Origin of the sequence: Rossellomorea aquimaris, assembly GCF_020172085.1 — a bacterium.
Lineage (GTDB): Bacteria > Bacillota > Bacilli > Bacillales > Bacillaceae_B > Rossellomorea > Rossellomorea aquimaris_E.
In genome coordinates, this window is sequence record NZ_JAIVAT010000003.1 from 1,311,403 (window position 1) to 1,337,678 (window position 26,276).

The following is a 26,276-nucleotide window of genomic DNA, read 5'->3' on the forward strand; positions in this document are numbered from 1 at the left end:
ACTCCAGTTCATGATGAAATATCATTCGAAATTATTTATCTCGAACTAGAATAGTCTTAATTCAAGATTAATAATATAAGATATTTACTAAGATTACAAATGAAACGCTTCTGAATGAAAAAAATAAGGAATTAGTCACGTTTCCAGACTGATTCCTTATTTCACATTACTGCTTATTTGGATATAGTTCTTGTAAAAAGGTTACCGACTGAAGAATCAATTGCTTTAATACCGTTTCATCTATATCGGCTACTTTATTGATGTAAACACACGCTTTTCCTGATGTATGCTTTCCAAATGAATTCAGTAGTTTTTCTCTGTCGGGATCTCCTGTTGCAAAATAAAGGCTAATTTTTGCTTTTCTCGGTGAGAAGCCCACTAATGGGGCATCCCCCTCATGACCGGTCTTATATTTATAATGATAAGAACCGAATCCGATAATACTCGGTCCCCACATCTTAGCTTCATAGCCGGTAGTTTCACTGAAAATATCCAGAAGCCTGTAGGCATCTTCGCGTTTTTTAGGATTTTCAACACCCTCGATAAATTCGATGACACTGCTATCATTTTGTTTTGTTTTCAATTCATACATGAGAACATCTCCTTTCCATGGCATGCATTCCCAATTACTTCTCTCTTCTTACCATCAAATCCTGCATGGAGGGGAATCTTTTCATCTGGCAGTAGACATCCTTGAAGGGATTGACGTCAAAATCGTTGACAACCGGACAGACGTGAAGTATGATGGTTTCATAATTTAATATTCTCCTAAAGGGGAGTAGCTTAAACAATAAAGTCGTCATTACAGAGTGCACACTCTCGGCTTTATTGACAACCAAGTTGTTAGCGAGACCTTTACCAGTTGGGTGAAGGCTAATATATGTCCATAAAGACCTTTACCATAACTGGTAAAGGTCTTTTCTTTATCACTTCACTTTGAAAGGAAGTAATGGACAATGAATAAATGTAAGTCAAACCTCTCTCAATTAATAGAACAAAACAAACAAGAAATTTTAAGAAATCAACAGGAATTGGACAAAATCGAAAAGAAAATCGATGAAAAATACACTTCAAACAAAAAGGAGTATGCCTAATGATTCTGCGTAAATACATGTCTCTCTTTGGTATAGGTTCAGCGAAAATTGATCTTGTATTACCTAAATCGTCCTTTAAACAAGGGGAGCTATTACATGGTTACTTCTTTTTGGAAGGAGGCATCATTGAACAAAAGCTGAGACGAGTTGAATGTGATTTGGTTATGATCGATAAGAATGGGAAGGATGAAAAACTCATTGATACCAATACAGTATTAAAATCTGATATCATCCAGGCGGAGGAACGTAACAAACTATCATTTACCTATCGCATACCAAAAAATATTCCTTCATTTAATGAAGGAGTCCGGTATCTGTTCAAAACAAAGCTGACGTTCGATCAAGGTGTAGAAAGCGTAGATGAAGATTATATCTCTATTGAATAAAGAAAGGCTCGCAACACGCGAGCCTTTCTTTTATTCTCTATTTTTCATATCTTCAAGTAGTGAAATAATCCTTTCATTCTGTTCAATCATCGTTTGATTCTGCTTTCTGAACTTCGTAAAGTCAAATGAAAAAATCAGAAGGAAAATAGCTAAAACTATGGTCATCATCTTACTCCTTTCTTTCTCTTTTGATCCATCCAATTTTTCATGGACAAAATTTTAAAAAGATACCCATAACAAAAAACAATGCGACAAAGAGATGATCAAAGGGTGACAGCATCTTGGGAATTGTTTTGTTTAAAATAAATCACTTCCGGATCGCCTGGATCCATGTTATCAATAACCCCGCTTCGAATGTATCCATTTTTCTGGAAGACTCGATGCATCTCCATGTTTGATTCATTAGTAGAAGAAAAAATTTTCGTTGTAGGCGAAATTTTTTCAAGATGGCTCATAAGAGAAGACGCATATCCCTTCCTTCTTTCTCCTGGAGAAATGATGACGAGAGAAATGAACGTGTTTCCGAAAAAATGTGTATAATATAGGAGGAAGCCCATAGTCTTCCCATCTTTTACGACTAAGCATTGTTTTTCCCTGATCGCTTTTTCGATTTCTCCACGTCTGCTATCATTCCCAATGACTTGATGGTCGATGGCGACCATTGACTCCAGATCTTCCATTTGAGCATTGACGACAGTTCTCATGGTGTTCACTTCCTTCTTTTCTTTAGTAATAGGAATAGAATGAGTAGAAATAGAATAAGAACCACAATGTTGATGCCTGAATTTCCTACAATGAAAAAACTGTCCTCATAACGATATTCTTTCATTTGACAACCCCCTAGACGTAGAAGAGAGCACCGTATGAACAGGTGCCCTTTGCATTATTGCTAGAGTGATTTGGACATTAAGACATTTGTCACTTCATAACCTGATTTTTGATACAAGGAAATCGCTATTTTATTGTGACCGAAAACATGAAGAGAAATCTTCGAGATGCCCATCTCACTTGCAAATGAGTCAAGGGCTTTTAAAGCTTCCTTTCCGTATCCAGAACCTCTTTTGTTCTCTAGGATCTTTATGTCATAGATAAAGATTTCTTTCTGTTCTTCCTTTACATGGATCCACAAGTTCCCTACAACTTGCTTGCTTTCTTCATGGCGTAAAGTGAACAAATGATGATCTTTCGTTTCCCTTCCAATTGGTAATAATTGATTAAACTCCTCTTCTGCCTGATCCATTGAAGTTTCCTTTTTGAAATTTCCCGCTTTTGTTTTTTCTTCTGCATACTCTTTGATTGAGTCATATATCCAATCACTATATTCGGTTTCTGTCATAGGGTTCAGTAAAATCATATACCGTCGTCCTCCTCTATTTCTATTTCCAGCGCTCTCTTATTTCATATACTACAAGATCTGGCCTGTCCCAATGAAGAAGATGGGTTGTTCCTGGAATGTCTTTCACTTCACCCGTGATCTTCTCCTTGAATATATTCGCCGTTTTCATTCGTTCTGGCTCCATGCTTTCTGGGAGAGTAGCCCTTAATAATAAGACAGGGCATCTCACTTTCTCATAAATATCTTCTGCTTCATCTTTGTGCATAGCCCGGATGATATGAGCGGCGGTGTTTCCACGGGCGTGCCAATAATATCGATGATTTTTGTAGAGAGATAAGTCTTTCGCGGCTTCCAACTTCTTTGAGGTCCAATTTAACGTTTCGCTTTTGACTAAAGCGAGGAATTCTTCCCATGTTTCCCAAACCTGATCAAAGTCTTGTTCATAATATGCGACTTCTTTTTCTACGGTTTGGTTTGAATGGCGTTTTCCCTGATAACCTCCATCAATCAATATACAGTCTTGAACTTTGTCAGGGTATTTGGCAGCATAAAAAAGGGAGACAAGGCTTCCCCAAGAATGAGATAAAAAGTAAAAAGACTGAACCTTTAGAAGGCTTATCACTTCATCAAGCCAATCAGCCATTTTCTCCATTTCATACTCTTCCCTAAGTTCAAATGGAGTTGTTTTCCCATGACCAGGAGCATCGATAGAGATGATTCTGAATTCTTCCTTTAATTCGTATGCAATTTCAGTAAAGCTAAGACTCGTACTACCCAAGCCGTGAAGGCAAATCATCACGGGATTCTGTGGATTTCCCCACTCTGATATATGTATTTGCTGATTACGATTTTGAATGAAGTACCGTTTTATCACGTTCACCTCCTATGTTATCGTTCGGAAAGGTTCAGGGGAAGTGTCCTATTCGCCCCCTCCACCCCCACAGTCACTACTGGAAAATCCATTATCGCAGCTTGCATGATCGTGGCCCCCATCATAGGAACCAACATAGCCCCCATAGTCATTTCTACCGTCACGTTTTGAAGAGCTTTTAAGATTAAGAGCGACAACGGTAATAAAAACCGGGACAAATAATATGAATAAGATTCCTGTCATGTACATCACTCCTTTCTTATTTATACGAAAAGATGGATAGAAAGTTTCAATATGATTCATTTTGCTGTGCTTCTAAAAAAAACAAAGTGAACTATTCAGGATGTCAGTAAATCTTCTTTACAATCATTCACCTGGGTTAAAAATTGATCCAACATTACCCTATAAATCTCACTTTGTTCAATATGAACCAGATGTCCCGCAAAGGGAATGACGGCACAGTGTACATTGTTATTCTGTCTGGCTACTGAAACGGCACCATCCGTCTCTGAGGAATTACTTTCCCCAACCAAGAATAAGGTTGGAAAGGTAAATTGTTGTATTTTACTAGTTTCATTGAAAGGATACCAATCCTCGTTTCGTGCGAGATCGATAAATTTTCTCCATTCCGATGAATGGATATCGTCAAAGTAAGCTGTTGCCTCTTTGTTTTCCAGGAGGATAGCTTGATTCTTTACTTCCTCTTGGTGTGAATCACTCCAGTTTTCAGGTTTTTCGGTCAGGATACCTGAAATGGTCAGGGATAAAATATGGTCTGGATATCGATTGGCGAATATTACCCCCACTAGGGCTCCTAATGAACAACCGATAATATGAACTTGTTTAAATCTTAGCTGTGACAATGTTTCAAATAAATCAGCCGCGCAATCTTCGAAAAAGTTAGAAAAATCTTCTGATAAAGATTGTCCATGTCCCCTTAAATCAGGAAGGATGACAGAGTATTTTTTCTGAAAATAATCACTTTGATGCTGGAAATCTGTCAAACCTGTCTGTAAGCCAGTATGTAAGAAAACCACTGGGGGGCCATCGCCTTTAATTGTTGTATGTAATATCAACCCATTCCCTCCTCTTTTCCTTCTTTCTATTTTACCATTATCATCCATTGGAATCATTCAAATCCTTAAAAATTCTGTTTATTTCATCCCATCTCATAGATCATTTTAAAAATAAAAAGACCCATAACGGGTCCTATTATGTGAGAAATATGATAAACAGAAAGATGAATGCTGTTGATTTCACATCAGCTTTCGATTTCTGATGATATTAATTCGGCTCCACATGAACATGCACATCATACACCGAGTGCTTCTCCATCAATTCATCCTCTACCTCACTGGATATATCGTGTGCTTGTTTAATATCAAGAGTAGATCTAACCAAAATGACGACATCGACAACCGTGTTATTTCCATATTTTCTTGCGCGTATATCTTTGACCCCTTTGACACCGGGCAGATCCAGAACCGTTTTTTCGTAAGAGTGAATGAGCTGTTCGTCGAATCCGTCCGTCAGGTAATGAGAGGCTTCAATGAAAATATTCCATGCGGTTTTACAGATTAAAAGGCCGACAAGAACTGCTGTAAGGGGGTCTAACCACGGAAGGTAGAATTGTGCACCCATAATTCCAATCACCGTACCTATGCTCACCCAGGCATCTGAAAGGTTATCCTTAGCTGCCGCCATGAGTGATTGACTATTGATTTTTTCAGCTAATTTTTTGTTATACCTGTATACAAGATACATGACAAAAGCGGCAACAATTCCGATCCATGCTGAAAGAAGGTCGGGTGACTGAGTTTTCCCATCAAAGATCGATTGTATGGCATGATACAGCACCTGAATACCAACGACCATCATGATAAAGGACGCAACCAAAGAAGCAATGCTTTCAGCTTTCCAATGACCATACGGATGATCATCATCTGCAGGCTTACGTGAATACCTCAGTCCGATCAGAACCGCTACGGAAGCAACAATATCTGTCGCATTATTCAGCCCATCAGCACGCAATGCCTCTGAAAGGGAAGATAATCCAATAAGGTACTTCACCAACGATAATAGTATATAAGCGACGATGCTGATCACCGCACCACGTTCTCCCAATTTTAACTGATCATACTTTTCTTGATTCATGATCCTATCCCCCATACCATTTATGTACGTGAATATCATAGCAACCCCATACCATGTGGGTCTATAGCAACCTTCTTTAGTTAAGCAATCTTAATATGAAGAGGATAACAAAGTTTCATCGAGCAAACTTTTGTGAATGCATAAAAAAAAGACCGCATTTGCGGCCCTCTAGGCTTGAAAGTCAATCATCTAAATTCTATATCATTTATAATCTGTTTTTTGATTTTATTATCATCCAATTAATCTACAATGTCAGCTGAAAAACTTGGTTTGCTTAATCCTGCTTCTTCGTAAACGGCAGCCATTTTCTCTTCAAATGATGCAAATTGTTCATCGGATTCAGTGTATTCTGCGTTTGCTTCATCAGAAAGATTGGCAGCTCTCGTTTCATATGAAGTTGCCAGGTCATCCAGTGCTCCCTGGATCTCATCTTTCTTTGAATCTAATTCAGCAGGTACTTCAAGAGCATGGACGTCTTCCGCTACCTTTTTAGCTGCTGCTTCAGCATCCGTTTTAAGCTTGGCAATTTCTTCGGCAGAAGGCTTATCTTCTTCCTTTGCCTTCGCTGTCTCAAATGCATAAATAGCTGAATCGTTAGCATTCACCGTGTCGATGATTTCCATTTGATAGTCTAATAGAGCAGATTTCATACCCAACTCGTCCGACTTTGCACTTTCCTCTGTTGTTTCAGTGCTTGTTTCTTTTTCTTCTGTACCACTCTCATCGCTACTGCACGCTGCGATAAATAGACTCATAGATAGTAAAACAAATGGTAACATCAATTTTTTCATCTACAATTCCTCCCCATTTCTTTCGTTCCTACAATTACATATATTACCTTATTATTTTCACATTGTAAACAAATGGATATTATTTTGTATTATTTGTAATTGTATACCATCAATTGGGAATTCTTATCGTGTTACCCCTGAATAATATGAACTTTACAAAATCCTTACTTCCCCTCAAATAACCATTAAAATTACTGTGCTACCTTGAAATGGATAAAAGCTCAGGGGGGATTCAATGTCTTATCAGAAATGGATATTAATGGTATTACTTGTGACAATTTACTTCATCGGATCATCATTTTCTTCCAGTGACGGCGAACAAATGATTCCTGTACAGCTTTTAGGTATGAATGATTTTCATGGTCAGCTCGAGACGTATCGGACTGTAGAAGGTAAAAAGGTCGGCGGAGCGGAATATTTGGCTGCCTATGTAAAGAAAATGAAAGAAGAAAATGACTCAACATTACTCGTTCACGCAGGAGATATGGTTGGTGGCAGTGCTCCCATTTCTTCACTTAAACAGGACGAACCTACCGTAGAGTTCATGAATAAAATTGGATTCGATGTTGGAACAGTCGGAAACCATGAATTTGACGAAGGGGTAAAGGAGATGCAACGCTTGCTTAATGGCGGAAAACACCAGAAAACTGGAGAGTTTAGTGGAGCAACATTTCCTTATACCGTAGCAAATGTGATTGATAAAAAATCAGGGAAACCGATACTTCCCCCTTATGTCATTAAGAAAGTCAATGGTATTCCCATTGGCTTCATAGGCATAGTCACCACCGAAACGAAGGACATCGTCTTACCTGAAGGAATAGAAAGTATTGAATTTAAGGATGAAGTGGAATCAATTAATGAAACAGTCAAAGAATTAAAAGGAAAAGGTGTACAATCGATTGTTGTTCTCGCCCATGTATCAGCTTTTTCGGAAAAGGACGGGACCCTGCCTTCTAACGAATTAGTGGATTATGCTCCATTGATTGATGATGAAGTCGACGTCATCTTCGGTGGCCACAACCACCAATATGCCAACACAATCGTAGATGGAAAGCTGATCGTAGAATCATACTCTTATGGTACAGCCTTTTCAGATGTTGATTTAAAAATTGATCCGGAAACAAAAGATATTGTTGAAAAGAAAGCAACCATTGTCCAAACCTTCCATGATGGAATTGAGCCGGATAAAGAAATACAGAACATGGTGAGGAATTACGGAAAAGAACAAAGCGCTCTTTTGAATCAAGTGGTCGGTTATTCTGAAGAAGCTTTTACAAAGCATAAACATAAAGGTGGAGAAAGAACATTGGGCAGTATCATTGCAGATTCTCATCGTCAGGCGATGAATGCTGATTTTGGATTTATGAACCCAGGGGGTATCCGTGCAGACATACCTGAAGGAGAATTGAGGTGGGGCCAGTTATATACCATGCTTCCATTTGGTACCCATTTGGTCAAGATGAACCTAACAGGTTCACAAATTAAAGACGTACTGGAGCAGCAATGGACTGGAAATTTCAAAACGATCTTGCAGCCCTCAGGGTTACATTTCACTTGGATAAAGGATGCTCCCCCTGGAGAAAAAATCGTATCAGTGACTGATCAGGATGGAACGCCGATTAATCCTGACGAAACCTACTCGGTTGCCATTACGAACTATCTTGCAACAGGTGGAGACGGCTTTTCGGCATTTAAAAAAGGAACGAATGTCGTGAGTGGCCCATTAACTCTTGATTCCTTTATTGCTTATATTCATCATAATGATGGAGCATTGTCACAACCAGATGGAAATCGAATTGCAGTTAGATAATAGAGCCCCCTTCAGGGGAGTTGATATACTTCGCTTAATTGAATAATCAATTGGACATCTTGCTTTCTAGCATCTCCATTGATTATCACGTATAGCGTATGGAACCCCCCACATTGGTTATGATGATTAGTAACCTAATACAGTGTGGAGGTGCCTTTCTTGGTAATCAAAGAATGCTCATGCAAACGTTGTTCATGTAAAACCAAAAAGGAATGCGATTGTCCTTGTTGTTGTGAAAAATAAAAGAAGTCCCTGGATAAGCAACCATGCTCCAGGGACTTCTTTTTTATATTCGTACATTCATTCCGACAATCTCGTCAAAATACCGAACGGATTTCATCTCTTCATCGAGCCATTCCGTTTGTTTCCACGTTTGTTCGATGAAAACTTCTGCGATCTTATGTTTTCTTTCTCCTCCCAGTGTATGAGCATCTTTAAGAGCAATCACACTTTCGAAAATTTTGGCCATAAGGTCTGCGATTCTTTTTGCATGATATGTTTGTTTATCCTCATCAGCTTTGATTAATCGTGTTAATAGTTGCTCCAGTTTGACAATGCCTTCCCTCACTGGGGCAGTTAACTCACTGAGTTCAATCGGCAAGACGTCCAGCTCTTCTTTCATTTGGTCTAAGAAGTACTCATGAGCCTGATGTTTATTCATCAATCTTAATACTTCCAGTCCTAAAATATTCGCTGTCCCTTCCCACACCGTTAACACCTGAGCATCCCTTAGTAGCCGAGGAAGGATGAAATCCTCGATGTAACCATTCCCTCCGTGCATTTCGATGGCTTCGTGAGAAAAGTGTATGGCTTGTTCTGCCGATTCTTTTTTCAAAATGGCTATGAGTAATCGATTTAGTACAGCATCTTTTTCCGAAGTGGGAATGTGTTCAGATGACACACGATCAAATAATTGAACCAGATGAAACACAGCACTTGTCTCCACTTCCTGTTTAGCAGCCAGGCGGGTCAGGGATTCTTTGATCATCGGAAAGTGAGCTAATGGCTGCCCGAATGCTTCGCGATGAAAGGCATAATTCCTTGCTTCAAGATAAGCTCTCCTCATGATACCGATAGAGGCGACAGCATTACAGATACGGGAAAGATTAAGGGCTTCCATCATATAATAGATGCCTTTATCTGGTGCACCGACCAAATAAGCTTCAGCACCTTTGAACTCCACTTCCGCCGAAGGGACTGCCCGGACACCCAATTTATCCTTCAACCTTCGGATGTGAATCCCATTAAGTGAACCATCCTCATTTCTCCATGGAACAGCGAATAAGCTGAGTCCTTTTGTTCCATTTCCTGACCCTTCAATGCGGGCGAGCACCATAGTCACTCCGCACATACCTGAATTGGAGGCGAAGTATTTCTCTCCCCAAAGCTGATAAGATCCACCATTATGAACAGCCTTAGTATCATTGGCGCCGACATCTGATCCTCCCTGCCTCTCCGTTAAGAAGGTAGCCCCTTCATATAATTCAATTTCTCCCGTTGATAAAACATGCGGGAGAAACCTTTCCTTCACCTCCTCGGAAGCATATCTCTCAAGAAGGAGCGCTGTTGCCATGGAAAGTGTGACAGGGCAATAAAAACCCGGTTCCGTTTGAGATAGAAGATATCCCTGGGCATAGGAATACACATAATTTCCTTTGCGGCCGAGCTCAGGGATTGCTTTATGAATATAGCCGACAATTCCTTTATTATAGGTTTGTTCTACGGTTTTTCTATACCCTTCATTCACCCAAATTTCTGAAATTTCTTCTCCGTACCGGTTGTATTTAATGAGCCTTGGCTGTCCTTCCCGATCCGTATGGACTGCCCGTTCATCGATTTCCCCCGCACATAACTCCCCGAAGAGTGTCAATTCGTGATCGGCCCAGGTAAAAAAATCACCATCCAGATACTGTTCCATTATTTCTTTCAGATGAGGGTCTTCAAGATAAAAATTCTCGATTTTTCTCATTAGATCTCTCCTGACTCATTTAATTTTTTTATGAATTCATCTCTAAGTCCTTCCATTTCCGATTTCAGATTTTCCAGTTCTTGAATGAAGCGGGTTACTTCCTCTATCCGCATATTTCCGTACTCAATTGTCCGTTCTAGTTGTTTTCTCCCGCTTCGGTCTTGATCAAATAGGTGAATCATTTCTCTGATCTCTTCTAAAGTAAACCCGAAACGTTTTCCCCTGATAATCAATTTCAACCTTGTGACGTCTCCTTTTGAATACATGCGTCTGCCTGATGCACTTCTTAACGGATGCAGTAAATGAAGCTCTTCATAATACCGGATTGTACGCGTTGTGACGTTGAAATCTTTCGCTAATTGAGAGATTGTAAAGATCATTGGATCAAACCTTTGTGTGAAAATTTTGATATTTTTATTTTATCATTAACGTTGACGTAAACTTCAACTACTTTTCTCAAAAACTTTAATCATAAAGAGAATATGGTTTTCCATATACTAGTAAAAAATATGGCGGTGAGGGTTTTGGTAAAGGTATTGTTATTTGCTGATATTGGAATTGATGATACGATCGCTCTCATATATTCTTATCTCAATGAAGACATTGATTTGGTTGGTATTGTAGCCGATTATGGAAATGTACCGAGAGCCAGGGCTGTTGCAAGCGTACATTACTTAATGAAATCATTGAACCTTAAAAATCAAATCCCGATTATTGGTGGAGCAGAGGTTCCTATGACTGCAGAACACCCAACATTCTTTCCCGAAATTCATGGGGAATACGGTCTTGGCCCTATAACCCCTGGAGCTTATGAAGGTGTTATTGAGAATTTCTTTGAGATTACTCGAATAATTGAAAAGTACGGTGATGAACTTGTCATAGTCAATGTAGGAAGGCTTACATCTCTTGCTAATATGTTTATTTTATACCAAACCTTAATGAATAAAGTGAAGAAGATTTACATCATGGGTGGTGCTTTCTGGGTTCCAGGAAATGTTACAGCGGTGTCGGAAGCGAATTTCCACTCCGATCCTATCGCAGTGAAAATAGTGACAACATATGCAAATAACCTTACCATCATCCCGTTGAATGTGACTGATCATGCAATCGTCACTCCTGAAATGGTTGAATACATTGACCATAAGGGGCTCAGTAATTTGGTTAAGCCTTTATTGGATTATTATTATTCCTTTTATAAGAAGCTGAATCCGTTCATCAAAGGGAGCCCCGTCCATGATGCGATCACGATCATGGCAACTACGTATGAAGATATGTTTTCGTTTCGACACCTTCCTGTCCATATTGTTACGTCCAGTACCGGTATCCACAGGGGACAAAGTATCGCAGATATAAGACCTTATATTCAATTTGAAGAAAAAGCCAAAAAGCATCGGATAGCCTTTTCGTTTAACTATGAGTTGTTCTTTAAACGGTTTATGAGCGTGATGACGGGAGAAGCGTTTGAGGAAGAAAACAATTGAATAAGGAACAAATTTATCGTTGCCACTGCCTTGCATATATTAATCAACTATAGGTGTGGCTGAATCGAGTATTTCTTACCCAAAACACCCAGAAGCATGTTAAAGCTCACTGGGTGTTTTTGGCTAGGAATCAGAATATATTAATTTTTTAACGTTTTAGTAAAAATAATGGGTGCTTCCACACAATCCGTGGTGTCGTCCACTAATTCTATCAGGGCAATATCCGTTATCTCCCCCTTAATCATATCTCCCCTCTCTAAGCAATGCTCAAATCCCTCAGCTAATTTCTGTGGAGAAAGCTTATTGGCCAATGTGCAGTGGGGAATCCAGCTGTCAGGAAGATAAAGTGGATTTGCAGCCTCATTAAAAGACTGGAAATGATCATGGTGAGTTGAATGAAAGTCAAGTAGTTCCCTGGTAACAGTAGGTGAGAGAAAAAGCGTGCCGAAATTTAAAAAAGAACCGACTGTATTGAATGTTACCCCGATACTATTCTTATGTTCATAATATTTGTCTAAAGCGTTTATGTAAGCTTCTTTGTCCAAATCGGTATAACTCCCTATCGTTATGTGCGGTCGGGCATCGTTGATTTCTTCTTCATAATATGAAATGTTCTTTATGGTAAGTTCCTTCCAAATGCCTTTAATCCCTTCTTCCGTTTTCTCATCAAATAAAGCGATGACCCAGTACATGAATAAACCACCTTTCAAAATATCCGTATTTTCACTGGTCTTCTTTCTATCACTGTAACATAGTCTTGTAGCTGCTGTATTCATTTGGTAGCGCTTAATCATCTGACGGGAAAGGAATTCTGTATTCAGTTCTTAAAAGATAAAAATCTTTGACATTGATAAGAAAATGATGTAAATTACCTTATGGACGAACATTTTTAAAAGAAACAAGATTTATTATTCGTGTTTAGGGGTGTTATGATGGAAAATGTTTTTGATTACGAAGATATTCAATTGATTCCTGCGAAATGTGTGGTTAACAGCCGTTCAGAATGTGATACGAGTGTAACACTAGGAGGGCATACGTTTAAGCTTCCAGTAGTGCCAGCCAATATGCAAACGATTATTGACGAAAAAATTGCTGTTTACTTAGCTGAAAATAATTATTTCTATATCATGCATCGATTTGAACCAGAGAAGCGTGTGTCATTTATTAAAGATATGAAGTCCCGCGGATTGATTTCTTCAATATCTGTAGGTGTAAAAGAAGAAGAATATGCTTTCGTTCAGCAATTAGCGGAAGAAAGCCTTGTACCGGAATTCATCACGATTGATATTGCTCACGGACATTCCAATGCCGTCATCAATATGATTCAACATATTAAGAAACACGTTCCTCAAAGCTTTGTGATTGCCGGGAACGTTGGTACACCTGAGGCTGTAAGAGAATTAGAACATGCCGGAGCCGATGCTACAAAGGTGGGAATCGGACCTGGTAAAGTGTGTATTACCAAGATCAAAACAGGCTTTGGTACTGGAGGTTGGCAACTGGCTGCACTGCGATGGTGTGCCAAAGCAGCTACAAAACCGATCATAGCTGACGGGGGTATCCGGACTCATGGAGATGTTGCAAAATCCATCCGCTTCGGAGCCACTATGGTCATGATTGGATCCCTGTTTGCAGGCCATGAAGAGTCTCCGGGTGAAACGATTGAGAAAGACGGAAAACTCTTTAAAGAATACTTTGGGTCAGCCTCGGAATTCCAAAAAGGTGAAAAGAAAAATGTTGAAGGCAAGAAAATGTATGTCGAGCATAAAGGGTCCTTAGAGCATACTCTGATTGAAATGGAACAAGATCTTCAATCCTCTATTTCCTATGCCGGTGGTACGAAACTAGAATCCATCCGCACGGTAGATTATGTTGTCGTGAAGAATTCGATCTTCAATGGAGATAAGGTTTACTAATACAATTATTGAAAGGTGGGCGATGATGGCTCACCTTTTCTTATTATCATGAATTCCTCGTAGCGACAGCCTTTCCTTCAGCACAAATTTTACTATTAGGGATTCGAGTTGATAATTCTTCCAACATTTGTTGAGGCTTTTTAAGATTGCTAATAACAATATTGTATTGCGGATAGCCCATTTTCACATTCATTCTAGACATTCGTTTTAGCTTATCCGGCATTTTGTCGCGGTATTTATCTTCATCTTTCAGGATCAGACCAATAAATGCATTTCGGTAAATCTCATAAGGTAGATAGCTTTCTATATCTTCCCAGCGGATTTGTACCGGATGTTCCTGAATCACATATATAATAAGGTAATCCCCTGTCATACTGACATGTGGCACGTCATGTGAGAGCTTCTTAAAGATCTGAATCAAGCAAACGAGAAAAAATAATCCTCCCAATGCAACTACTGTCCCTATCAGATATTGAACATCAACAAAGAAGAAAACAAATGATAAATACAAGCACAACAGAACAAATAAAACACACCCCACTGCAATCAAACTCAACCTCTTCTTCGATTCATAAAAATCAACAACCTTCCCTTCCATCACCAATCCCTACCTCCTTTCCAAATATATACATACACAAACTCCTATACCCTTCATATCAGCAATTAAACTTGATGGTGAGGGACGGACCTTTAATAAGGAATCCTTCCCCTGTTCGAGCCTTCATTTCAAGGTCCGTCCCTCATAACTTTATCTAGACACATGCTGAATTATAGCTATAATAAAATTTAATATGATCTTGGTGGTGAGGGTATATGGCGAGATTCGTATTCATGTTGGTAATAGGAATGATGTTTGTAACGAATCAGGTTCAACAGCAAACATATCAAAGTAATGTTTCAATCTATAATGAAGTAGAGACCATTTCTAACTATCTATTATTAACAGATGCATCCATGATACTTGATTCGGTCCCTTCCCTTGTCCTTAAACAAGATGATATTCCCCCTAAAAAAATCAAAACAATAACTGACCGACACTTTGACATAAAGACATATGGTGCAAGTCTATTTTACTTTGACGTTTTTCCTGATTCGTTGGGTTTTCTTGAAGTGATCAGGTCCCACTCCAATTATCTCAAAACCTTACATTTATTATTTAACTAATGTCTTTTAAATAGGAAATGATGATGAAAAGTGAGGAATCCATAAATGAATCTGGGAATCGGTGAAATAGCGATCATACTGTTTGTTGCTCTATTATTCTTCGGACCAAGCAAACTTCCGGAACTCGGAAAAGCCGCAGGTACCTCCCTGAGGGAATTCAAAAAAGCAGTTAGTGGATTAATGGAAGAAGAAGACAAGGAAAATCTAAAGAAGTAATCCATAGCAGAAGTAACTTTGAGGGACGGACCTCCAAAAGTGGTGTTTCAATCATTATTTTTAACCAAATCGAGGTCCGTCCCTCTACCCACTATCCTTTTTTCGTGATGATTGTGTATAATCCAGGTACTTTATCCTCAATACCTTCTGGTGCGTCCGGTGGGAATGCCCACCTTATTCCACTTTCTTCTCCTAATTCGACGATCTCTAACTTCACTTTAGCAAGGGAAGTGATGATATCACCCAGAGTCCACCTACGAATCATATTCTTTGGTGATGGATGCTGTGAATCTGTATGTAATAACTTCCAGAATGCGACATCCACTTCGATTTCATCAGTTTCAAAATAATTTCCTCCTGCTACCATTCGGTTATCTTCAATTTTTAATAGTTTAGTCAGCACTGGGTGATAATCCCTTAGAATAAACGTCCCTCCCGGTTTAAGCATCTGTTTAACCACTTCAAACACAGGAACCAAATCTACGAAATAGTGAAGTACCCCAAGTTCCAAGACAACAAAATTAAAATCCAATAACACATTCTTCGCTGGTATCTCTAATAAATCCGAGACGATATAATGAATCTTGACTCCAGCTCCTTCAGCCAATTCTACGGCATATTTTCTGTTTTCCTCTGAAATATCAACCACAGTCACCTCTGCACCCAATAAGGCAAAGGATACCGCTTTATTTCCCTTAGATCCAAGTAAATTAGCGATTTTCTTTCCCCTTACTTCTCCCATATATGTTAAATAGTCCGATACTTTGTGAGTTGGATTCTCCTTCAGTGTCAGAGCATAATCCTGGGGCAAACCATAACGCTTCACCCATGCTTTATATGCCCCATCATTCCATCCCAGCTTATTTACCTTACTGAGCTCACTTTGATTCAAAACCTTGTCACCTCCAAGGATCTATGTTGAGGGACGGACCTCGACATAGATCTCGTATTACCCCACTACCCTTAATTAATCAAGGTTCTAATTGGATAAACCTCACATGTGAGAGGTCCGTCCCTCACACTGAAACGAAACACGCGAACCTATCTGGGAACAACAGGTTCGCGTGAATGTTAGTTGAATCGGATGTTTTGAATTGCTTTAAGGCTATGACTCCCTCTTCCTTTTCCGTAGAAAAGAGTAGTGGGTTCGATTTTTGTGGTTTCTCCGGTTGCAGCAGACCACTTGCTTGTGGATGCTACCAGGAGCACATCCTGGTTTACGTATGCATCTGATGACTTTCTATTAGTTGGATGGACGACTGTAATGATGTCATCATAGTCGTCAGAGCCTAACATGGCATATGGAGAATCCCTTAAAACGAATTCCTCCCATCCAGCATAGTATTTATGGAAAATCCCATCCGTTTCAAGCGATACGTAGCTGGATTGCAACGTCTTGCCTAGCTTGAAGCAAGCATCCAGATTCAGTGGATCACGATCAAACGTTCGGCCGGAATTCTGGTGAATTTCTGCATAGACGGAAAGAACCGGTACTTCCGGGAGCGTTAAAGCATATTGACGAAGAGTGACTCCCTTCATCTTTTCGTGCTTCTTAAACTCTGTTGTTATACAGATTCCGCTCCAGGTATGACCGTATTGATCGACTTTGGTCACAGGTTCAATTCTGGTCTTTTCCTTCAACATGGAATAGGCACTTATGTTCTCGAAGGAATAGGAAATTCCTCCTCCCCAAGGATTCCACCATGCCCGAGGACCTGGTTCAGGGTATTGATGATCAAGGGCTTCATTTCCGTTATGCTGCATTGAATAAATTCCAGGATAATACGCCGAAGAGGCATGAAACGAAATGACCCCATTATCAACAGACCAAATGTCCCCTTGCAGCTCAATCTCAACGTCCCTTTTCCCTTGAACAAATTGCATTGAGTCTAGCTTTGCTTTTTGACTCTTAGATGTGAATTCACTGGATATCCACTTCACACCTGCAGAACGATGTTCAAGCTGTACAAATAAATTTGTATGCCCCTCATCTTTTTGCACATCTTTCACGATTGTATTGTCCTCTTCGTGAACCGCTAATCTTCCGTGTAAATAAGGGGTCATTCTGGATTGAAATGAATAATTCACCTTTTCATTTACAGTAGAAACAACATCTCCCTTTTCTTTCTCGAAGGTATAAAGAGGAAGTTCCTCCAATTCGCACTCATCAGCAACCGATACTAGTTCACGCCATTTCGACCAGTGATTAGACGTATTGATCCCAATTTGAATCGGGCCTAAACATAACTCCTCATGAGATCGAATCAAATCCACTTCATATTCCAGAGCCATTCGCCAATCATCTTTTCTTGCAGTGGCCTCTTCTGTCCATGCTAATCCAAGTGTATCGCCATTTGGCTTTCCGAAAAAGATCCAACGCTCTGAAATGGCGTTGTCATTGATGTAGTCCACAAAAGGCACTAGAGATTCATTAGCTATCATAACGCCGTTATTCTGAGGGATATGCAACCCTTCTAAGCTTGTAAATACAGGCTGTATCAAAGAAAGCTTTTTCTTATCTTTCTGCCCTTTATTCACTACCTCATGCTTGACTTCCACCAATCCATCTCCGAAAATCTTGAAATACGTGTTGAGCATAATGAATTCGAATGCCTCCGATTCAAGGGTCGTTTTTATGACCAATGCCTCAGGTAAATCAATATATTCGATGGATGAAGCTTCTCTCTTTGAAAATTCCTCACTATACGGTTTACCGAATTTCGGAGTGAGGAATGTTATAGGATCCCGAGTGTAAGCGGTAGAGCCGATTTTTACGATATGATTTCTTTTTTCAATTTCTACATAATGTGGTCCATTATATCCAAACCAATGTCCATCCGTTTCAGCACCGAACTTCGCACCATATCCCGGAAATGCCATTCGGAGGATAGAGGAGAAACTCGAACTACTTCCGTCTTCGCATTTGCATGTCACCACGATTTCTTCTGTCAAAAAACCATTCTTTATGAGCTGGACTGGAATAGGGACTGACATTCTTCCATTGCCCTCGATGTTTACCACCACTTCGGATTTTCCCCAGTGCAACACTGTGTTTGAAGGGAGTCTGACAGTCCAGGTTGTGTTTTCCTTCACCTGGCTTTCAAGGTCAAGATATAGTGTCCCATTACAAAGTGGTCTCCAATTTTTCTTCACTGTTCTCAAGTTGATTTTGCCTGCTTGCTTGGGAAATACACCGATTTTTAATGGGATTGATCTATTATTTATTTTTAATTCCGTATTTATAGTAGGATGTGTTTTCCACGGTCCAGGGTCACTGTCCGGCATAGAGACTCTTGACGGGAAATTGCCTGTCCAATTGCTTTCCACCAAAATCGTTTCCTCAAATTCATGGTTTGCAATTGGTGACGATTCTCCTATCAAGGTAATTTCCATAGGTTTTTCAGTCCGATTCTCCACATAATACTTTATATAGTGGTCTGTATTTTCGATGAGCTTAAATTCAGGCACGTTCATCTCAATAAATAAATCCTGTGTTTCGATTAAACGAATACCTCGTCCAGTTCGTTCAAATTGAATGCGAACGAACTCCTCACCTGCTTCCCACTTGTATTCATAATACGTATGATCTTTATCTTTAATCCCATCAGGTTTAATTTCTATTACACGTTGGCTGGTACTATACCAATCATGTTTTTGGAAGAACGGCTTTAGGAAATCGATCTGAAGTACCAAGGGGATGAAGTTCATCAGGTGAACTGTGTCATCTCGGTCCTCCCAGAAAAATCCACATTTTTTATACAGAGGAACGGCTTTAGTATTGCCCGGCCATGTAAACAAATCCAGTCTCGGCCATTTTAATTCAACCGTCTTCTCAATCGCCTTGAGTACCAGCTTTTTGCCGATTTTCAAACCTTGGAACTTGGGATGAACATTTAATAAAGGGATATATAAAGCTCCTTTATCCTCACGATATTCGGATAGTCCGCAGTACCCTGCCACTTCCTCCCCGACCAGCGCAATAAACAAGTGTAGATTCGTGGAGTTGGCTTCTTTATTCTTTACATCCTGTTCTGTTGTGACAGTAGAATCCCCACCCCAGTTCTCCCGGCTTTCATTCCACATTTTGCTGATCCCTTTGGCTAACCCTTCATGGTATTCCACGATTTTTACTTGTTCAAGTGTTGTCTTCATAGTGTCCTCCTAGGCTACGTTTTAAGTGAAAGAACCTCATAATCATTCATTTTTTTCATTGCATTGACGATCATCATCATCGCCATCGCCTCCTTTCAGATAGTTGGAAAGATTTTCTTCCCACATCCACAGTGTAAGATTTTATGATGATTAAGTAAAGAATATTCTAACAAAAAGCTTTGGCATCCTCATGAATTGGAGACGGAATAATATCCGGAATTCAAGTCCACCCTACAAAGTAAAAAGAGGGTAATGGAATTGAAGAGAATAACACTTATTTCAGTAATACTTTGTTTGATTTTCGGTGTGAGCACGGTAATCGATGGAGCCATGGAAATACATGCTCAACAGGTTACTCCTTCTTATGCTAAATGGGGCAGTCTTGCTGTGAGAAAGACAAAAGAAAGATATCCTGATGCTGATATTGTCGATTATCTTCATATTGGAAAAGAGAACGGGACAAAGGTTTCAACTGAAAAATTCAAGCTTTGGTTAAAGCGAAATGGAAAAGAATTTGGGGTTTTTGTTGATATCGAATTTGAAACAGATAGTGAAAAGCTGATTAATATTAGGTTTAGGGAAACAGATCGATAAAAAAAAGAGATCGGAGGACATCGACCCTTTGATCTCTTTTGATGTTTCTTTTTATTGATCTGATATTCCTGTCATCTCTTCTTACCGATCATTTGATTTACATCTTGTTTACTCCAATACCTTTTTTTAATATGTTTTTCCTGAATATGGTTAGTTGTATTGAAAATCCAAGTATATCTTATTTGGGTATCGCAATGGTAAAAATCGGTATTGTCATCAACCATATTTCAACTTTTGAGAGTTTTTATACAGCCCTGATTTATTTACAGGAGCTTAAAATCATCTAGGCACTTTATTTCAGTGATTTCGACATACAGCTAATATTTTTAAGCTCATCAATCACGTTTTAATAGAATAAATCCTAAATCAATTTGAAAAAATATAGATAGAATTTCTCGGACACCAATGATGCGTCTCAACTTCGGGGAATAAAAATGATACAAAGGGATGGAATGTATGACTGATAAGAGAGCCTTAAGTTCAAGTGAAGTTGCTACATTATGGATGACCTATCAACAAAAAACGATGCTTCAGCGTATACTGGAATATTTCATTGAAAAGGCGGAGAATGAAGAATCAAAACGAATTCTTCTTTATACTCATACGAGCGTGAAAGAATATGTGGAAAGAATCACCTCTTTATTTGAGGATGAGGGATGTGTCGTGCCGGCAGGTTTTACTGAAGAAGATGTTAATACAGGAGTTCCGAACTTGTTTGACCACAAATTCGACATCATGTTCCTAAGACAACTTAAAGCCATCAGTATGGGTTTACATACATTACACGTCAATATGTCCTATCGACATGACCTTATTTCGTTATTTAAAGAGCTAACAGAATTCACTCAAAACGTATATGAGAAATGCATGGACTACTTAAGGGAAAAGGACGTTTTGCCAGGTTCTCCTGCTGTGACACTTCCAAAAACGATAGAGTTTGCCCAAAGTCCGAATTACATGGCTGGATTTCATATCTTCTCGGATAAAAGAACGTTAAATACTGTGGAAGTCGCATACCTTTATTTTGGAATAGAATCGAATACGCTGGGTATGCAGATGATGACGGGATTCGCTCAGGCAGCAACCGAGCCGGAAGTGAAGAAATATTTCATTAGAGGAAAGGAATTATCAAAGAAAATTGTCAGCGACTACTCCCATGTTTTAATGCAAAGTGATATCCATGCACCGTCCACGTCTGGAGCGAAGGCAACCGATTCAACCATATCTCCATTTTCGGATAAGCTTATGATGTATTGCACCTCACTTTTCACAAATTTCGGGTTAGGCAGCAATGCACTAGGTACGGCTTTCAGCTTACGAAGCGATCTGCCGGTCAAGCTTGCTGCAACAGCTAAAGAGATATTAGCTTATGGACATGATGGTGGAAAAATAATGGCGAAAAATGGGTGGTTGGAACAACCACCGGCGATGGAAGATCGGAATAAGCTTTTTAAGTAGAACTTATTTAGAGTAGAATAATCCCCTTAAACAGCATCCAAAAGCAGATGGACCACCTCTCAAAATGGTGGCCCATCTGCTTTTTTTTTCACTCACTTATAATAAAATCGAATATCAATTTTCCGATATGTGCAATGGTGTCTTTCCCAGATGAATTCTTTCCAAGGCCATCGATTAAAACGGCAATATAAGCAGTTTTGTTTCCAATCTTCATAATCGCGCAGTCATGCTCGACCCCGGGAAGCTCACCTGTTTTGTTTGCCACAAACACCGATTCCCGGTCCATCTTTGCAGGCAGTTTGTTAGTAAATTGCTGATGATGTAATATCCTGAGCATTTTTTCGCGGCTGTTTTGACTGTATATCGGACTTCTGTCCATCAGCTTTAAGCAAGACAGAATATCGAGTGCCGAAGTATAGTTGTTGAATCCTTGCTTTATTGCATCAAAATCCAACATCTTCCTTAGTAGTTTAGTCTGCTTCAGATTCAATGAATGGCAAAATGATTGAATTGCTTCAGGAGTAAGGCGGTCAACGAGAACGTTAGTAGCCGTGTTATCCGAAACGATGATCATAAGGGTGAAAAGATCCTCCATTGTCAGAGAAACTTCCTCTGAAAGTGCGGCAAGAACTCCCGCCCCTCCTACTCTGCTTTCTTTAGGGATCGTAATCTGCTCATTTAGGGAAATCTTCCCTTCCTCTGATTGGCGAAAGCCCTCGAGTAAGATCGGAATCTTGATTAAGCTGGCGGCTGAATAAGGTCGATCGCCCCCTATTTGTATACAATGTGATGGAAGTTCAATGGCAATACTGACCCTTCCATCGCTAAGTCTCACAACATCACGTATTTTCTGTTCCAAATCTGTCATGATTATGTTCCATCATCCCTTTACTTTGTGACTGCTACTTCATCAAGGTCTCTTGTGATTTCCTTGTCATAAAGGTGACAAGCCACAAAGTGTTTTGCCTCTACTTCCTGCCATTTAGGTTTATGAGTGGCACATGCTTCCATGGCTGCTGGACATCTTGTCCTGAATACACAACCGGTCGGTGGATTGATTGGACTTGGAATTTCGCCTTGAATGATCATTCGTTCACGTGCATCCTCCACATCGGGATCGGGGATTGGAATGGCTGAAAGCAAAGCTTGCGTGTATGGGTGAAGTGGTTTTTGATACAACTCTTTACTTTCTGTCAATTCGACTATATGACCTAAATACATCACTCCAATGCGGTTACTGATATGCTTCACCATGGAAAGATCATGGGCAATGAATAAAAAGGTCAATCCCTTTTCTTTTTGAAGTTTCCTTAATAAGTTTACGATTTGGGCCTGAACAGATACATCAAGAGCAGAAATTGGTTCGTCAGCAATGATAAAATCAGGGTTAAGTGCAAGTGCCCGCGCAATCCCGATACGCTGACGTTGTCCGCCACTGAATTCGTGAGGATACCGATTTGCGTGATCTCGATTCAGACCGACATCTTCTAAAAGCTGATATATACGCTCCATCTGCTCTTTTTTATCCTTAAACAAACGGTGTGCTTCCACCGGTTCAGCTATGATTTCCCTAACCGTCGAACGTGGATTAAGGGAGGCATACGGGTCTTGAAATATCATCTGCATATTCCTGTGAAAGGACTGTTTTTCCTTTTCTGACAGGGTATGGACGTTTTTACCGTCATAAAGAACCTCCCCTGCTGTCCGATCGTATAACCCGATAATGGTGCGACCGGTCGTGGATTTGCCGCACCCTGATTCCCCTACTAATCCAAATGTTTCCCCCTTGAAAATATCGAAGGATATCCCATCCACGGCTTTCAATGTTTTTCCTTTTTCAAGATGAAAATGCTTTGTCAATTCTTTTACTTCAAGTAATTTCTGATCGATCATGGTGTTTCCCCCGTTTCTTCCCAATAACGTCTGGCGACACATAGCTCTTTTTCGTAATAGGTACCTTTCAAAGGCAGGATTTCAATTGTTTTTCCCGTATTCGGAGAATGAATGATCTTACCATCGCCATGATAGATGGCAACGTGGTGTATGCTGCCTTTTCCTTCTTCATAGGCGAAAAACAACAGGTCTCCAGGCAACAATTGGTCTAATGGGACATCATTCCCTGCTTTCGCCTGGTCATTTGCATCACGTGGAATGATGTAACCCTGTGCTTTACACATCGTATAGCTGAAACCAGAACAATCAAATCCGTAGCTTGACATCCCTCCCCATAAATAAGGAAGATCAAGATAGGTTTCTCCACTAGTCACGATGGCTGCTCCGCTTCCCTTTTGATCATTTATTTTTGATTTTGAAATCATGATATCTGATCTTTGCAGCATTCGTTTCCCTAAGGGAGTAGACACTTCAATTAAATCAACATGTTCTTTTACAACGGGTAAAATGGTCTGGAAACTGATTTCTAATTCTGGCACATCCTCTTTTGTCATTAAGCCCGTAGATTTGCTTATCACAATGGCATACGTTTCAGAGTCGGGTTGCTCCCCTTGAATAAGTTGACAACTCGGAATCCAACCAGGGTACCCTCTAGCGTCTTTAGAAGATGGCTGCTCGGTAATAATGACGTGGGACCACCCGTTCCTTTCTTCCATCACGAACACTTCCTGTCCGAATAAAGCTTGAGATTGTATGCGATTCTCATCACAAAGAGCCAAACGAGTTTCAAACGTTAATGAATCCAGCCAGCTTGTGATATGAACGGGATTGGTCAAGGCTGGTTCATCCAATTCACGTGCTGAATCCGGATTTGTCCATAAAGTGGCTACAGGTACAGCTATTTGCGCTTTTATCGTCATTTGATATCCTCCTATATTCAAACTGTTACTTTATCGATTCCAAGACCCGGTTTGGCTGGAAAGGTTATCTTCCTACCTTTATACGTTATTCCTCCCACAACAATGTCTTCAGCCAGCATAAGAGGAGCATCAAAATCAAATCGGGTGATGTTTTTCCTGCTTGCAGCAAAGTGGGCCGCAGCCGTAATCCCTAGTCTGGTTTCAATCATACTGCCGACCATGCATTCGACCCCGCACACCTCTGCAAAATCATTAATTTTCTGAGCCTGGTATATTCCGCCCGCTTTCATGAGCTTTATGTTGATCAAATCTGCGCTACGTGTTTTTAACACTTCTAGTGCCTGATGTGGAGTGAAAACACTTTCGTCAGCCATTATCAAAGTATCTACACCATCTGTTACTCTTTTCAACCCTTCTATGTCATGTGCAGGTACTGGCTGTTCAACTAATTCAATATTTAGTCCGAGGTCTTCCATTTTGCCTATCGCTTTAATAGCAGCTTTTGATTCCCACCCCTGATTGGCGTCCAAACGGATGTTGATCTCATAACCGATTCGTTTACGAATTTCTTGAATTCTTTTTATATCGGTTTCGATATCGTCTTTTCCTACTTTCACTTTCAGCACATCGAAGCCTTTTTTCACATAAGCTGCTGCATCTTCAGCCATCTCTAACGCGCTGTTTACACTCACTGTGTAATCCGTTTCAAGCTCCTTGCGGTATCCTCCAAGAAACTGATAGAGTGGCAAGTCACATTGTTGAGCTAAGCAATCGTAAATCGCCATGTCCACTGCTGCCTTCGCGCTTGAATTTCTGACGAGTAAAGTATGTAATTGTTGAAATAGATATTCAAAGTTCAAGAGATCTTCACCTACGATCGCAGGTTTAATTACCTGCTGGATCGACCACTCGATGCTGGATAAACTCTCTCCCGTAATCACCACGGTCGGGGGTGCTTCCCCCCAACCGACAATCCCGTTTTCGCACGTCATTTTGACGACGATGGCTTCCGCGACCTTTACGGTACGTAAGGCTGTTTTGAATGGGGTATGTAAAGGAACGGCTGTCCTGAACGTTTCAAGTTGAAGAATCTTCATTCAGCTTCATCCTCTCTTATACCGGATTCGATTTTTAATGTATGATCAAATGTATTCATGGTTCCAACGCTGCCAATGGGTATTGCAATATTCGGGGAAGAATGCCCGATATTAAATCCTTTCATTACAGGCTTTCCTGCACTGGAAACATGTTCTGTCAGCACCTCATCGAGAGTCAAAGAACTTTCCCGTTTCTTAGGTATACAGTTTTTAAAGTCACCAATAATGATGCCAGCAGCATCTTTGAATTTATCAGCCATTTTCAGTTGATTCACCATCCGGTCCACTTTGTAGGGTTCTTCATCTATATCTTCAATAAAAAGGATTTTCCCTTTGGTATCTACTTCAAAGGGTGTCCCCAATGTGCTGACCAACAAGGTGAGATTCCCACCAATAACCGAACCACTCGCCTTTCCTTCCACAACTGTCTCAAGTTTTGTTTTGTCGTACGAATAGTCAACAGGTCCTGCTTGAAAAAGTTGTTGGAACGATTCCTTTGATGCTTCATGCACATCATCAAGACCGATATCCGAACTTAACATCGGTCCATGGAAGGTGACGAGACCTGTTTGTTGATGAATTGATGTATGTAAAAAAGTAATATCACTATAACCCCAGAAGATTTTCGGATTTCGGCGAATCAGTTCATAATCCAATCGTGATGCTATTCGGCCGGTACCAAATCCTCCACACGCACAAAATATAGCTTTCACTTCCCGATCTTCAAACATTTCATGGATATCTTCTAGTCGAACTTGGTCTTCGCCTGCTAAGTATCCATATTTTTCATGGACCGATTTCCCAAGCCTCACCTGTAATCCTAATTCTTCAAGAAATCGTATCGCTTTTTGTAAAGGTTCCATTTTGGGTGGGCTTGCCGGAGCTATAACTCCTACCATATCCCCTTTTTTTAGTTTAGAAGGTTTCATCACATTTCTCAGACCCCTTTCGTAGAAAAAGAGGGAGTGAACGCA

General features: G+C 40.0%; 29 protein-coding genes. 9 read left to right on the forward strand and 20 right to left on the reverse strand.

The features are described 5' to 3' along the window. Positions 1–166: 166 nt before the first annotated feature. Positions 167–592: a DUF1801 domain-containing protein gene (locus LCL96_RS07585; protein WP_224940795.1), complete on the reverse strand. Its 426-nt coding sequence runs from the start codon at positions 590–592 to the stop codon at positions 167–169. Between the two features lie 364 nt (positions 593–956). Between LCL96_RS07585 and LCL96_RS07590 the strand changes: the two genes are divergently transcribed. Both LCL96_RS07590 and LCL96_RS07595 read left to right on the forward strand, forming a co-directional pair. Further along, positions 957–1,094: an FbpB family small basic protein gene (locus tag LCL96_RS07590; RefSeq protein WP_224940796.1), complete on the forward strand. Its 138-nt coding sequence runs from the start codon at positions 957–959 to the stop codon at positions 1,092–1,094. Beyond that, positions 1,094–1,480: a sporulation protein gene (locus LCL96_RS07595; RefSeq protein ID WP_224940797.1), complete on the forward strand. Its 387-nt coding sequence runs from the start codon at positions 1,094–1,096 to the stop codon at positions 1,478–1,480. Before LCL96_RS07590 ends, LCL96_RS07595 begins: the two co-directional genes overlap by 1 nt. Before the next feature lie 30 nt (positions 1,481–1,510). On the opposite strand, the gene LCL96_RS07600 is transcribed toward LCL96_RS07595, so the two are convergent. The 8 genes from LCL96_RS07600 to LCL96_RS07635 form a co-directional block, all read right to left on the reverse strand. Next, a complete protein-coding gene (locus tag LCL96_RS07600; RefSeq protein WP_224940798.1) occupies positions 1,511–1,648 on the reverse strand; it encodes a hypothetical protein in 138 nt (45 codons plus the stop codon). A 95-nt stretch (positions 1,649–1,743) separates the two neighbouring features. Continuing rightward, on the reverse strand, positions 1,744–2,184 hold the full coding sequence (locus LCL96_RS07605) for a GNAT family N-acetyltransferase (RefSeq protein ID WP_224940799.1): 441 nt from the start codon (positions 2,182–2,184) through the stop codon (positions 1,744–1,746). Between the two features lie 185 nt (positions 2,185–2,369). Next, on the reverse strand, positions 2,370–2,834 hold the full coding sequence (locus LCL96_RS07610; RefSeq protein ID WP_224940800.1) for a GNAT family N-acetyltransferase: 465 nt from the start codon (positions 2,832–2,834) through the stop codon (positions 2,370–2,372). A 22-nt stretch (positions 2,835–2,856) separates the two neighbouring features. Next, positions 2,857–3,687, reverse strand: a complete 831-nt coding sequence (locus LCL96_RS07615) for an alpha/beta fold hydrolase (protein WP_224941336.1) — start codon at positions 3,685–3,687, stop codon at positions 2,857–2,859. Positions 3,688–3,735: 48 nt separating this feature from the next. Next, a complete protein-coding gene (locus LCL96_RS07620; protein WP_224940801.1) occupies positions 3,736–3,930 on the reverse strand; it encodes a hypothetical protein in 195 nt (64 codons plus the stop codon). A gap of 95 nt (positions 3,931–4,025) precedes the next feature. Next, a complete protein-coding gene (locus LCL96_RS07625) occupies positions 4,026–4,763 on the reverse strand; it encodes an alpha/beta fold hydrolase (protein WP_224940802.1) in 738 nt (245 codons plus the stop codon). Positions 4,764–4,971: 208 nt separating this feature from the next. Beyond that, complete coding sequence (locus tag LCL96_RS07630; protein ID WP_224940803.1) at positions 4,972–5,841, reverse strand: cation diffusion facilitator family transporter; 870 nt, start codon at positions 5,839–5,841, stop codon at positions 4,972–4,974. 239 nt (positions 5,842–6,080) lie between these two features. Then, positions 6,081–6,632 carry a hypothetical protein gene (locus tag LCL96_RS07635; RefSeq protein ID WP_224940804.1) on the reverse strand — a complete coding sequence of 184 codons (552 nt, stop codon included), beginning with the start codon at positions 6,630–6,632 and terminating at the stop codon, positions 6,081–6,083. A gap of 235 nt (positions 6,633–6,867) precedes the next feature. Between LCL96_RS07635 and LCL96_RS07640 the strand changes: the two genes are divergently transcribed. After that, entirely contained in the window at positions 6,868–8,442 is a 1,575-nt protein-coding gene (locus LCL96_RS07640) for a bifunctional metallophosphatase/5'-nucleotidase (protein WP_224940805.1), read from the forward strand. Between the two features lie 286 nt (positions 8,443–8,728). Here the strand turns inward: LCL96_RS07640 and LCL96_RS07645 are convergent, their stop codons facing one another. Both LCL96_RS07645 and LCL96_RS07650 read right to left on the reverse strand, forming a co-directional pair. After that, entirely contained in the window at positions 8,729–10,411 is a 1,683-nt protein-coding gene (locus tag LCL96_RS07645) for an acyl-CoA dehydrogenase family protein (RefSeq protein WP_224940806.1), read from the reverse strand. Further along, positions 10,411–10,791, reverse strand: coding sequence for a MerR family transcriptional regulator (locus LCL96_RS07650; protein WP_224940807.1), 381 nt, complete (start codon positions 10,789–10,791; stop codon positions 10,411–10,413). The genes LCL96_RS07645 and LCL96_RS07650 overlap by 1 nt, the downstream gene beginning before the upstream one ends. 129 nt (positions 10,792–10,920) lie before the next feature. Between LCL96_RS07650 and LCL96_RS07655 the strand changes: the two genes are divergently transcribed. Beyond that, complete coding sequence (locus LCL96_RS07655; RefSeq protein ID WP_224941337.1) at positions 10,921–11,892, forward strand: nucleoside hydrolase; 972 nt, start codon at positions 10,921–10,923, stop codon at positions 11,890–11,892. 140 nt (positions 11,893–12,032) lie between these two features. Here the strand turns inward: LCL96_RS07655 and LCL96_RS07660 are convergent, their stop codons facing one another. Continuing rightward, complete coding sequence (locus LCL96_RS07660) at positions 12,033–12,584, reverse strand: 2'-5' RNA ligase family protein (protein ID WP_224940808.1); 552 nt, start codon at positions 12,582–12,584, stop codon at positions 12,033–12,035. A gap of 240 nt (positions 12,585–12,824) precedes the next feature. Between LCL96_RS07660 and guaC the strand changes: the two genes are divergently transcribed. Further along, on the forward strand, positions 12,825–13,808 hold the full coding sequence (guaC, locus tag LCL96_RS07665; protein WP_318246413.1) for a GMP reductase: 984 nt from the start codon (positions 12,825–12,827) through the stop codon (positions 13,806–13,808). 46 nt (positions 13,809–13,854) lie between these two features. Here guaC and LCL96_RS07670 read toward each other — a convergent pair whose 3' ends face one another. Then, positions 13,855–14,406, reverse strand: a complete 552-nt coding sequence (locus LCL96_RS07670) for an STM3941 family protein (protein WP_318246414.1) — start codon at positions 14,404–14,406, stop codon at positions 13,855–13,857. Positions 14,407–14,621: 215 nt separating this feature from the next. Here LCL96_RS07670 and LCL96_RS07675 point away from each other — a divergent pair, with 215 nt between their 5' ends. Next, a complete protein-coding gene (locus LCL96_RS07675; protein WP_224940811.1) occupies positions 14,622–14,972 on the forward strand; it encodes a hypothetical protein in 351 nt (116 codons plus the stop codon). A gap of 45 nt (positions 14,973–15,017) precedes the next feature. Further along, positions 15,018–15,188, forward strand: coding sequence for a twin-arginine translocase TatA/TatE family subunit (locus LCL96_RS07680; protein ID WP_224940812.1), 171 nt, complete (start codon positions 15,018–15,020; stop codon positions 15,186–15,188). A gap of 91 nt (positions 15,189–15,279) precedes the next feature. On the opposite strand, the gene LCL96_RS07685 is transcribed toward LCL96_RS07680, so the two are convergent. Together LCL96_RS07685 and LCL96_RS07690 are read right to left on the reverse strand one after the other, a co-directional pair. Continuing rightward, the gene (locus LCL96_RS07685; protein ID WP_224940813.1) at positions 15,280–16,080 is read right to left on the reverse strand and encodes a class I SAM-dependent methyltransferase; all 801 of its coding nucleotides are present in this window, start codon (positions 16,078–16,080) and stop codon (positions 15,280–15,282) included. Between the two features lie 179 nt (positions 16,081–16,259). After that, positions 16,260–19,340 carry a GNAT family N-acetyltransferase gene (locus tag LCL96_RS07690; protein WP_224940814.1) on the reverse strand — a complete coding sequence of 1,027 codons (3,081 nt, stop codon included), beginning with the start codon at positions 19,338–19,340 and terminating at the stop codon, positions 16,260–16,262. Positions 19,341–19,592: 252 nt separating this feature from the next. Between LCL96_RS07690 and LCL96_RS07695 the strand changes: the two genes are divergently transcribed. Both LCL96_RS07695 and LCL96_RS07700 read left to right on the forward strand, forming a co-directional pair. Beyond that, complete coding sequence (locus LCL96_RS07695) at positions 19,593–19,934, forward strand: DUF3889 domain-containing protein (protein ID WP_224940815.1); 342 nt, start codon at positions 19,593–19,595, stop codon at positions 19,932–19,934. Between the two features lie 456 nt (positions 19,935–20,390). Further along, on the forward strand, positions 20,391–21,392 hold the full coding sequence (locus tag LCL96_RS07700) for a DUF3231 family protein (RefSeq protein WP_224940816.1): 1,002 nt from the start codon (positions 20,391–20,393) through the stop codon (positions 21,390–21,392). Positions 21,393–21,480: 88 nt separating this feature from the next. On the opposite strand, the gene LCL96_RS07705 is transcribed toward LCL96_RS07700, so the two are convergent. The 5 genes from LCL96_RS07705 to LCL96_RS07725 are packed head-to-tail and all read right to left on the reverse strand — an operon-like array spanning position 21,481 to position 26,231. Further along, entirely contained in the window at positions 21,481–22,260 is a 780-nt protein-coding gene (locus tag LCL96_RS07705) for a serine hydrolase (protein WP_224940817.1), read from the reverse strand. 20 nt (positions 22,261–22,280) lie between these two features. Beyond that, positions 22,281–23,285, reverse strand: coding sequence for an ABC transporter ATP-binding protein (locus LCL96_RS07710; RefSeq protein ID WP_224940818.1), 1,005 nt, complete (start codon positions 23,283–23,285; stop codon positions 22,281–22,283). Continuing rightward, on the reverse strand, positions 23,282–24,205 hold the full coding sequence (locus LCL96_RS07715) for a C40 family peptidase (RefSeq protein ID WP_224940819.1): 924 nt from the start codon (positions 24,203–24,205) through the stop codon (positions 23,282–23,284). The genes LCL96_RS07710 and LCL96_RS07715 overlap by 4 nt, the downstream gene beginning before the upstream one ends. A gap of 17 nt (positions 24,206–24,222) precedes the next feature. Beyond that, a complete protein-coding gene (locus LCL96_RS07720) occupies positions 24,223–25,302 on the reverse strand; it encodes a dipeptide epimerase (protein WP_224940820.1) in 1,080 nt (359 codons plus the stop codon). Beyond that, positions 25,299–26,231, reverse strand: a complete 933-nt coding sequence (locus tag LCL96_RS07725) for a S66 peptidase family protein (protein WP_224941338.1) — start codon at positions 26,229–26,231, stop codon at positions 25,299–25,301. Before LCL96_RS07725 ends, LCL96_RS07720 begins: the two co-directional genes overlap by 4 nt. Positions 26,232–26,276: the final 45 nt, after the last annotated feature.

Bases quoted from the DNA above. Each gene is read 5' to 3' on its own strand.
- LCL96_RS07585 (WP_224940795.1), bottom strand. From the start codon at position 592: ATGTATGAATTGAAAACAAAACAAAATGATAGCAGTGTCATCGAATTT.
- LCL96_RS07590 (WP_224940796.1), top strand. From the start codon at position 957: ATGAATAAATGTAAGTCAAACCTCTCTCAATTAATAGAACAAAACAAA.
- LCL96_RS07595 (WP_224940797.1), top strand. From the start codon at position 1,094: ATGATTCTGCGTAAATACATGTCTCTCTTTGGTATAGGTTCAGCGAAA.
- LCL96_RS07600 (WP_224940798.1), bottom strand. From the start codon at position 1,648: ATGATGACCATAGTTTTAGCTATTTTCCTTCTGATTTTTTCATTTGAC.
- LCL96_RS07605 (WP_224940799.1), bottom strand. From the start codon at position 2,184: ATGAGAACTGTCGTCAATGCTCAAATGGAAGATCTGGAGTCAATGGTC.
- LCL96_RS07610 (WP_224940800.1), bottom strand. From the start codon at position 2,834: ATGATTTTACTGAACCCTATGACAGAAACCGAATATAGTGATTGGATA.
- LCL96_RS07620 (WP_224940801.1), bottom strand. From the start codon at position 3,930: ATGACAGGAATCTTATTCATATTATTTGTCCCGGTTTTTATTACCGTT.
- LCL96_RS07630 (WP_224940803.1), bottom strand. From the start codon at position 5,841: ATGAATCAAGAAAAGTATGATCAGTTAAAATTGGGAGAACGTGGTGCG.
- LCL96_RS07635 (WP_224940804.1), bottom strand. From the start codon at position 6,632: ATGAAAAAATTGATGTTACCATTTGTTTTACTATCTATGAGTCTATTT.
- LCL96_RS07640 (WP_224940805.1), top strand. From the start codon at position 6,868: ATGTCTTATCAGAAATGGATATTAATGGTATTACTTGTGACAATTTAC.
- LCL96_RS07645 (WP_224940806.1), bottom strand. From the start codon at position 10,411: ATGAGAAAAATCGAGAATTTTTATCTTGAAGACCCTCATCTGAAAGAA.
- LCL96_RS07650 (WP_224940807.1), bottom strand. From the start codon at position 10,791: ATGATCTTTACAATCTCTCAATTAGCGAAAGATTTCAACGTCACAACG.
- LCL96_RS07655 (WP_224941337.1), top strand. From the start codon at position 10,921: ATGGCGGTGAGGGTTTTGGTAAAGGTATTGTTATTTGCTGATATTGGA.
- LCL96_RS07660 (WP_224940808.1), bottom strand. From the start codon at position 12,584: ATGTACTGGGTCATCGCTTTATTTGATGAGAAAACGGAAGAAGGGATT.
- guaC (WP_318246413.1), top strand. From the start codon at position 12,825: ATGGAAAATGTTTTTGATTACGAAGATATTCAATTGATTCCTGCGAAA.
- LCL96_RS07670 (WP_318246414.1), bottom strand. From the start codon at position 14,406: ATGGAAGGGAAGGTTGTTGATTTTTATGAATCGAAGAAGAGGTTGAGT.
- LCL96_RS07675 (WP_224940811.1), top strand. From the start codon at position 14,622: ATGGCGAGATTCGTATTCATGTTGGTAATAGGAATGATGTTTGTAACG.
- LCL96_RS07680 (WP_224940812.1), top strand. From the start codon at position 15,018: ATGAATCTGGGAATCGGTGAAATAGCGATCATACTGTTTGTTGCTCTA.
- LCL96_RS07690 (WP_224940814.1), bottom strand. From the start codon at position 19,340: ATGAAGACAACACTTGAACAAGTAAAAATCGTGGAATACCATGAAGGG.
- LCL96_RS07695 (WP_224940815.1), top strand. From the start codon at position 19,593: ATGGAATTGAAGAGAATAACACTTATTTCAGTAATACTTTGTTTGATT.
- LCL96_RS07700 (WP_224940816.1), top strand. From the start codon at position 20,391: ATGACTGATAAGAGAGCCTTAAGTTCAAGTGAAGTTGCTACATTATGG.
- LCL96_RS07705 (WP_224940817.1), bottom strand. From the start codon at position 22,260: ATGACAGATTTGGAACAGAAAATACGTGATGTTGTGAGACTTAGCGAT.
- LCL96_RS07710 (WP_224940818.1), bottom strand. From the start codon at position 23,285: ATGATCGATCAGAAATTACTTGAAGTAAAAGAATTGACAAAGCATTTT.
- LCL96_RS07715 (WP_224940819.1), bottom strand. From the start codon at position 24,205: ATGACGATAAAAGCGCAAATAGCTGTACCTGTAGCCACTTTATGGACA.
- LCL96_RS07720 (WP_224940820.1), bottom strand. From the start codon at position 25,302: ATGAAGATTCTTCAACTTGAAACGTTCAGGACAGCCGTTCCTTTACAT.
- LCL96_RS07725 (WP_224941338.1), bottom strand. From the start codon at position 26,231: ATGAAACCTTCTAAACTAAAAAAAGGGGATATGGTAGGAGTTATAGCT.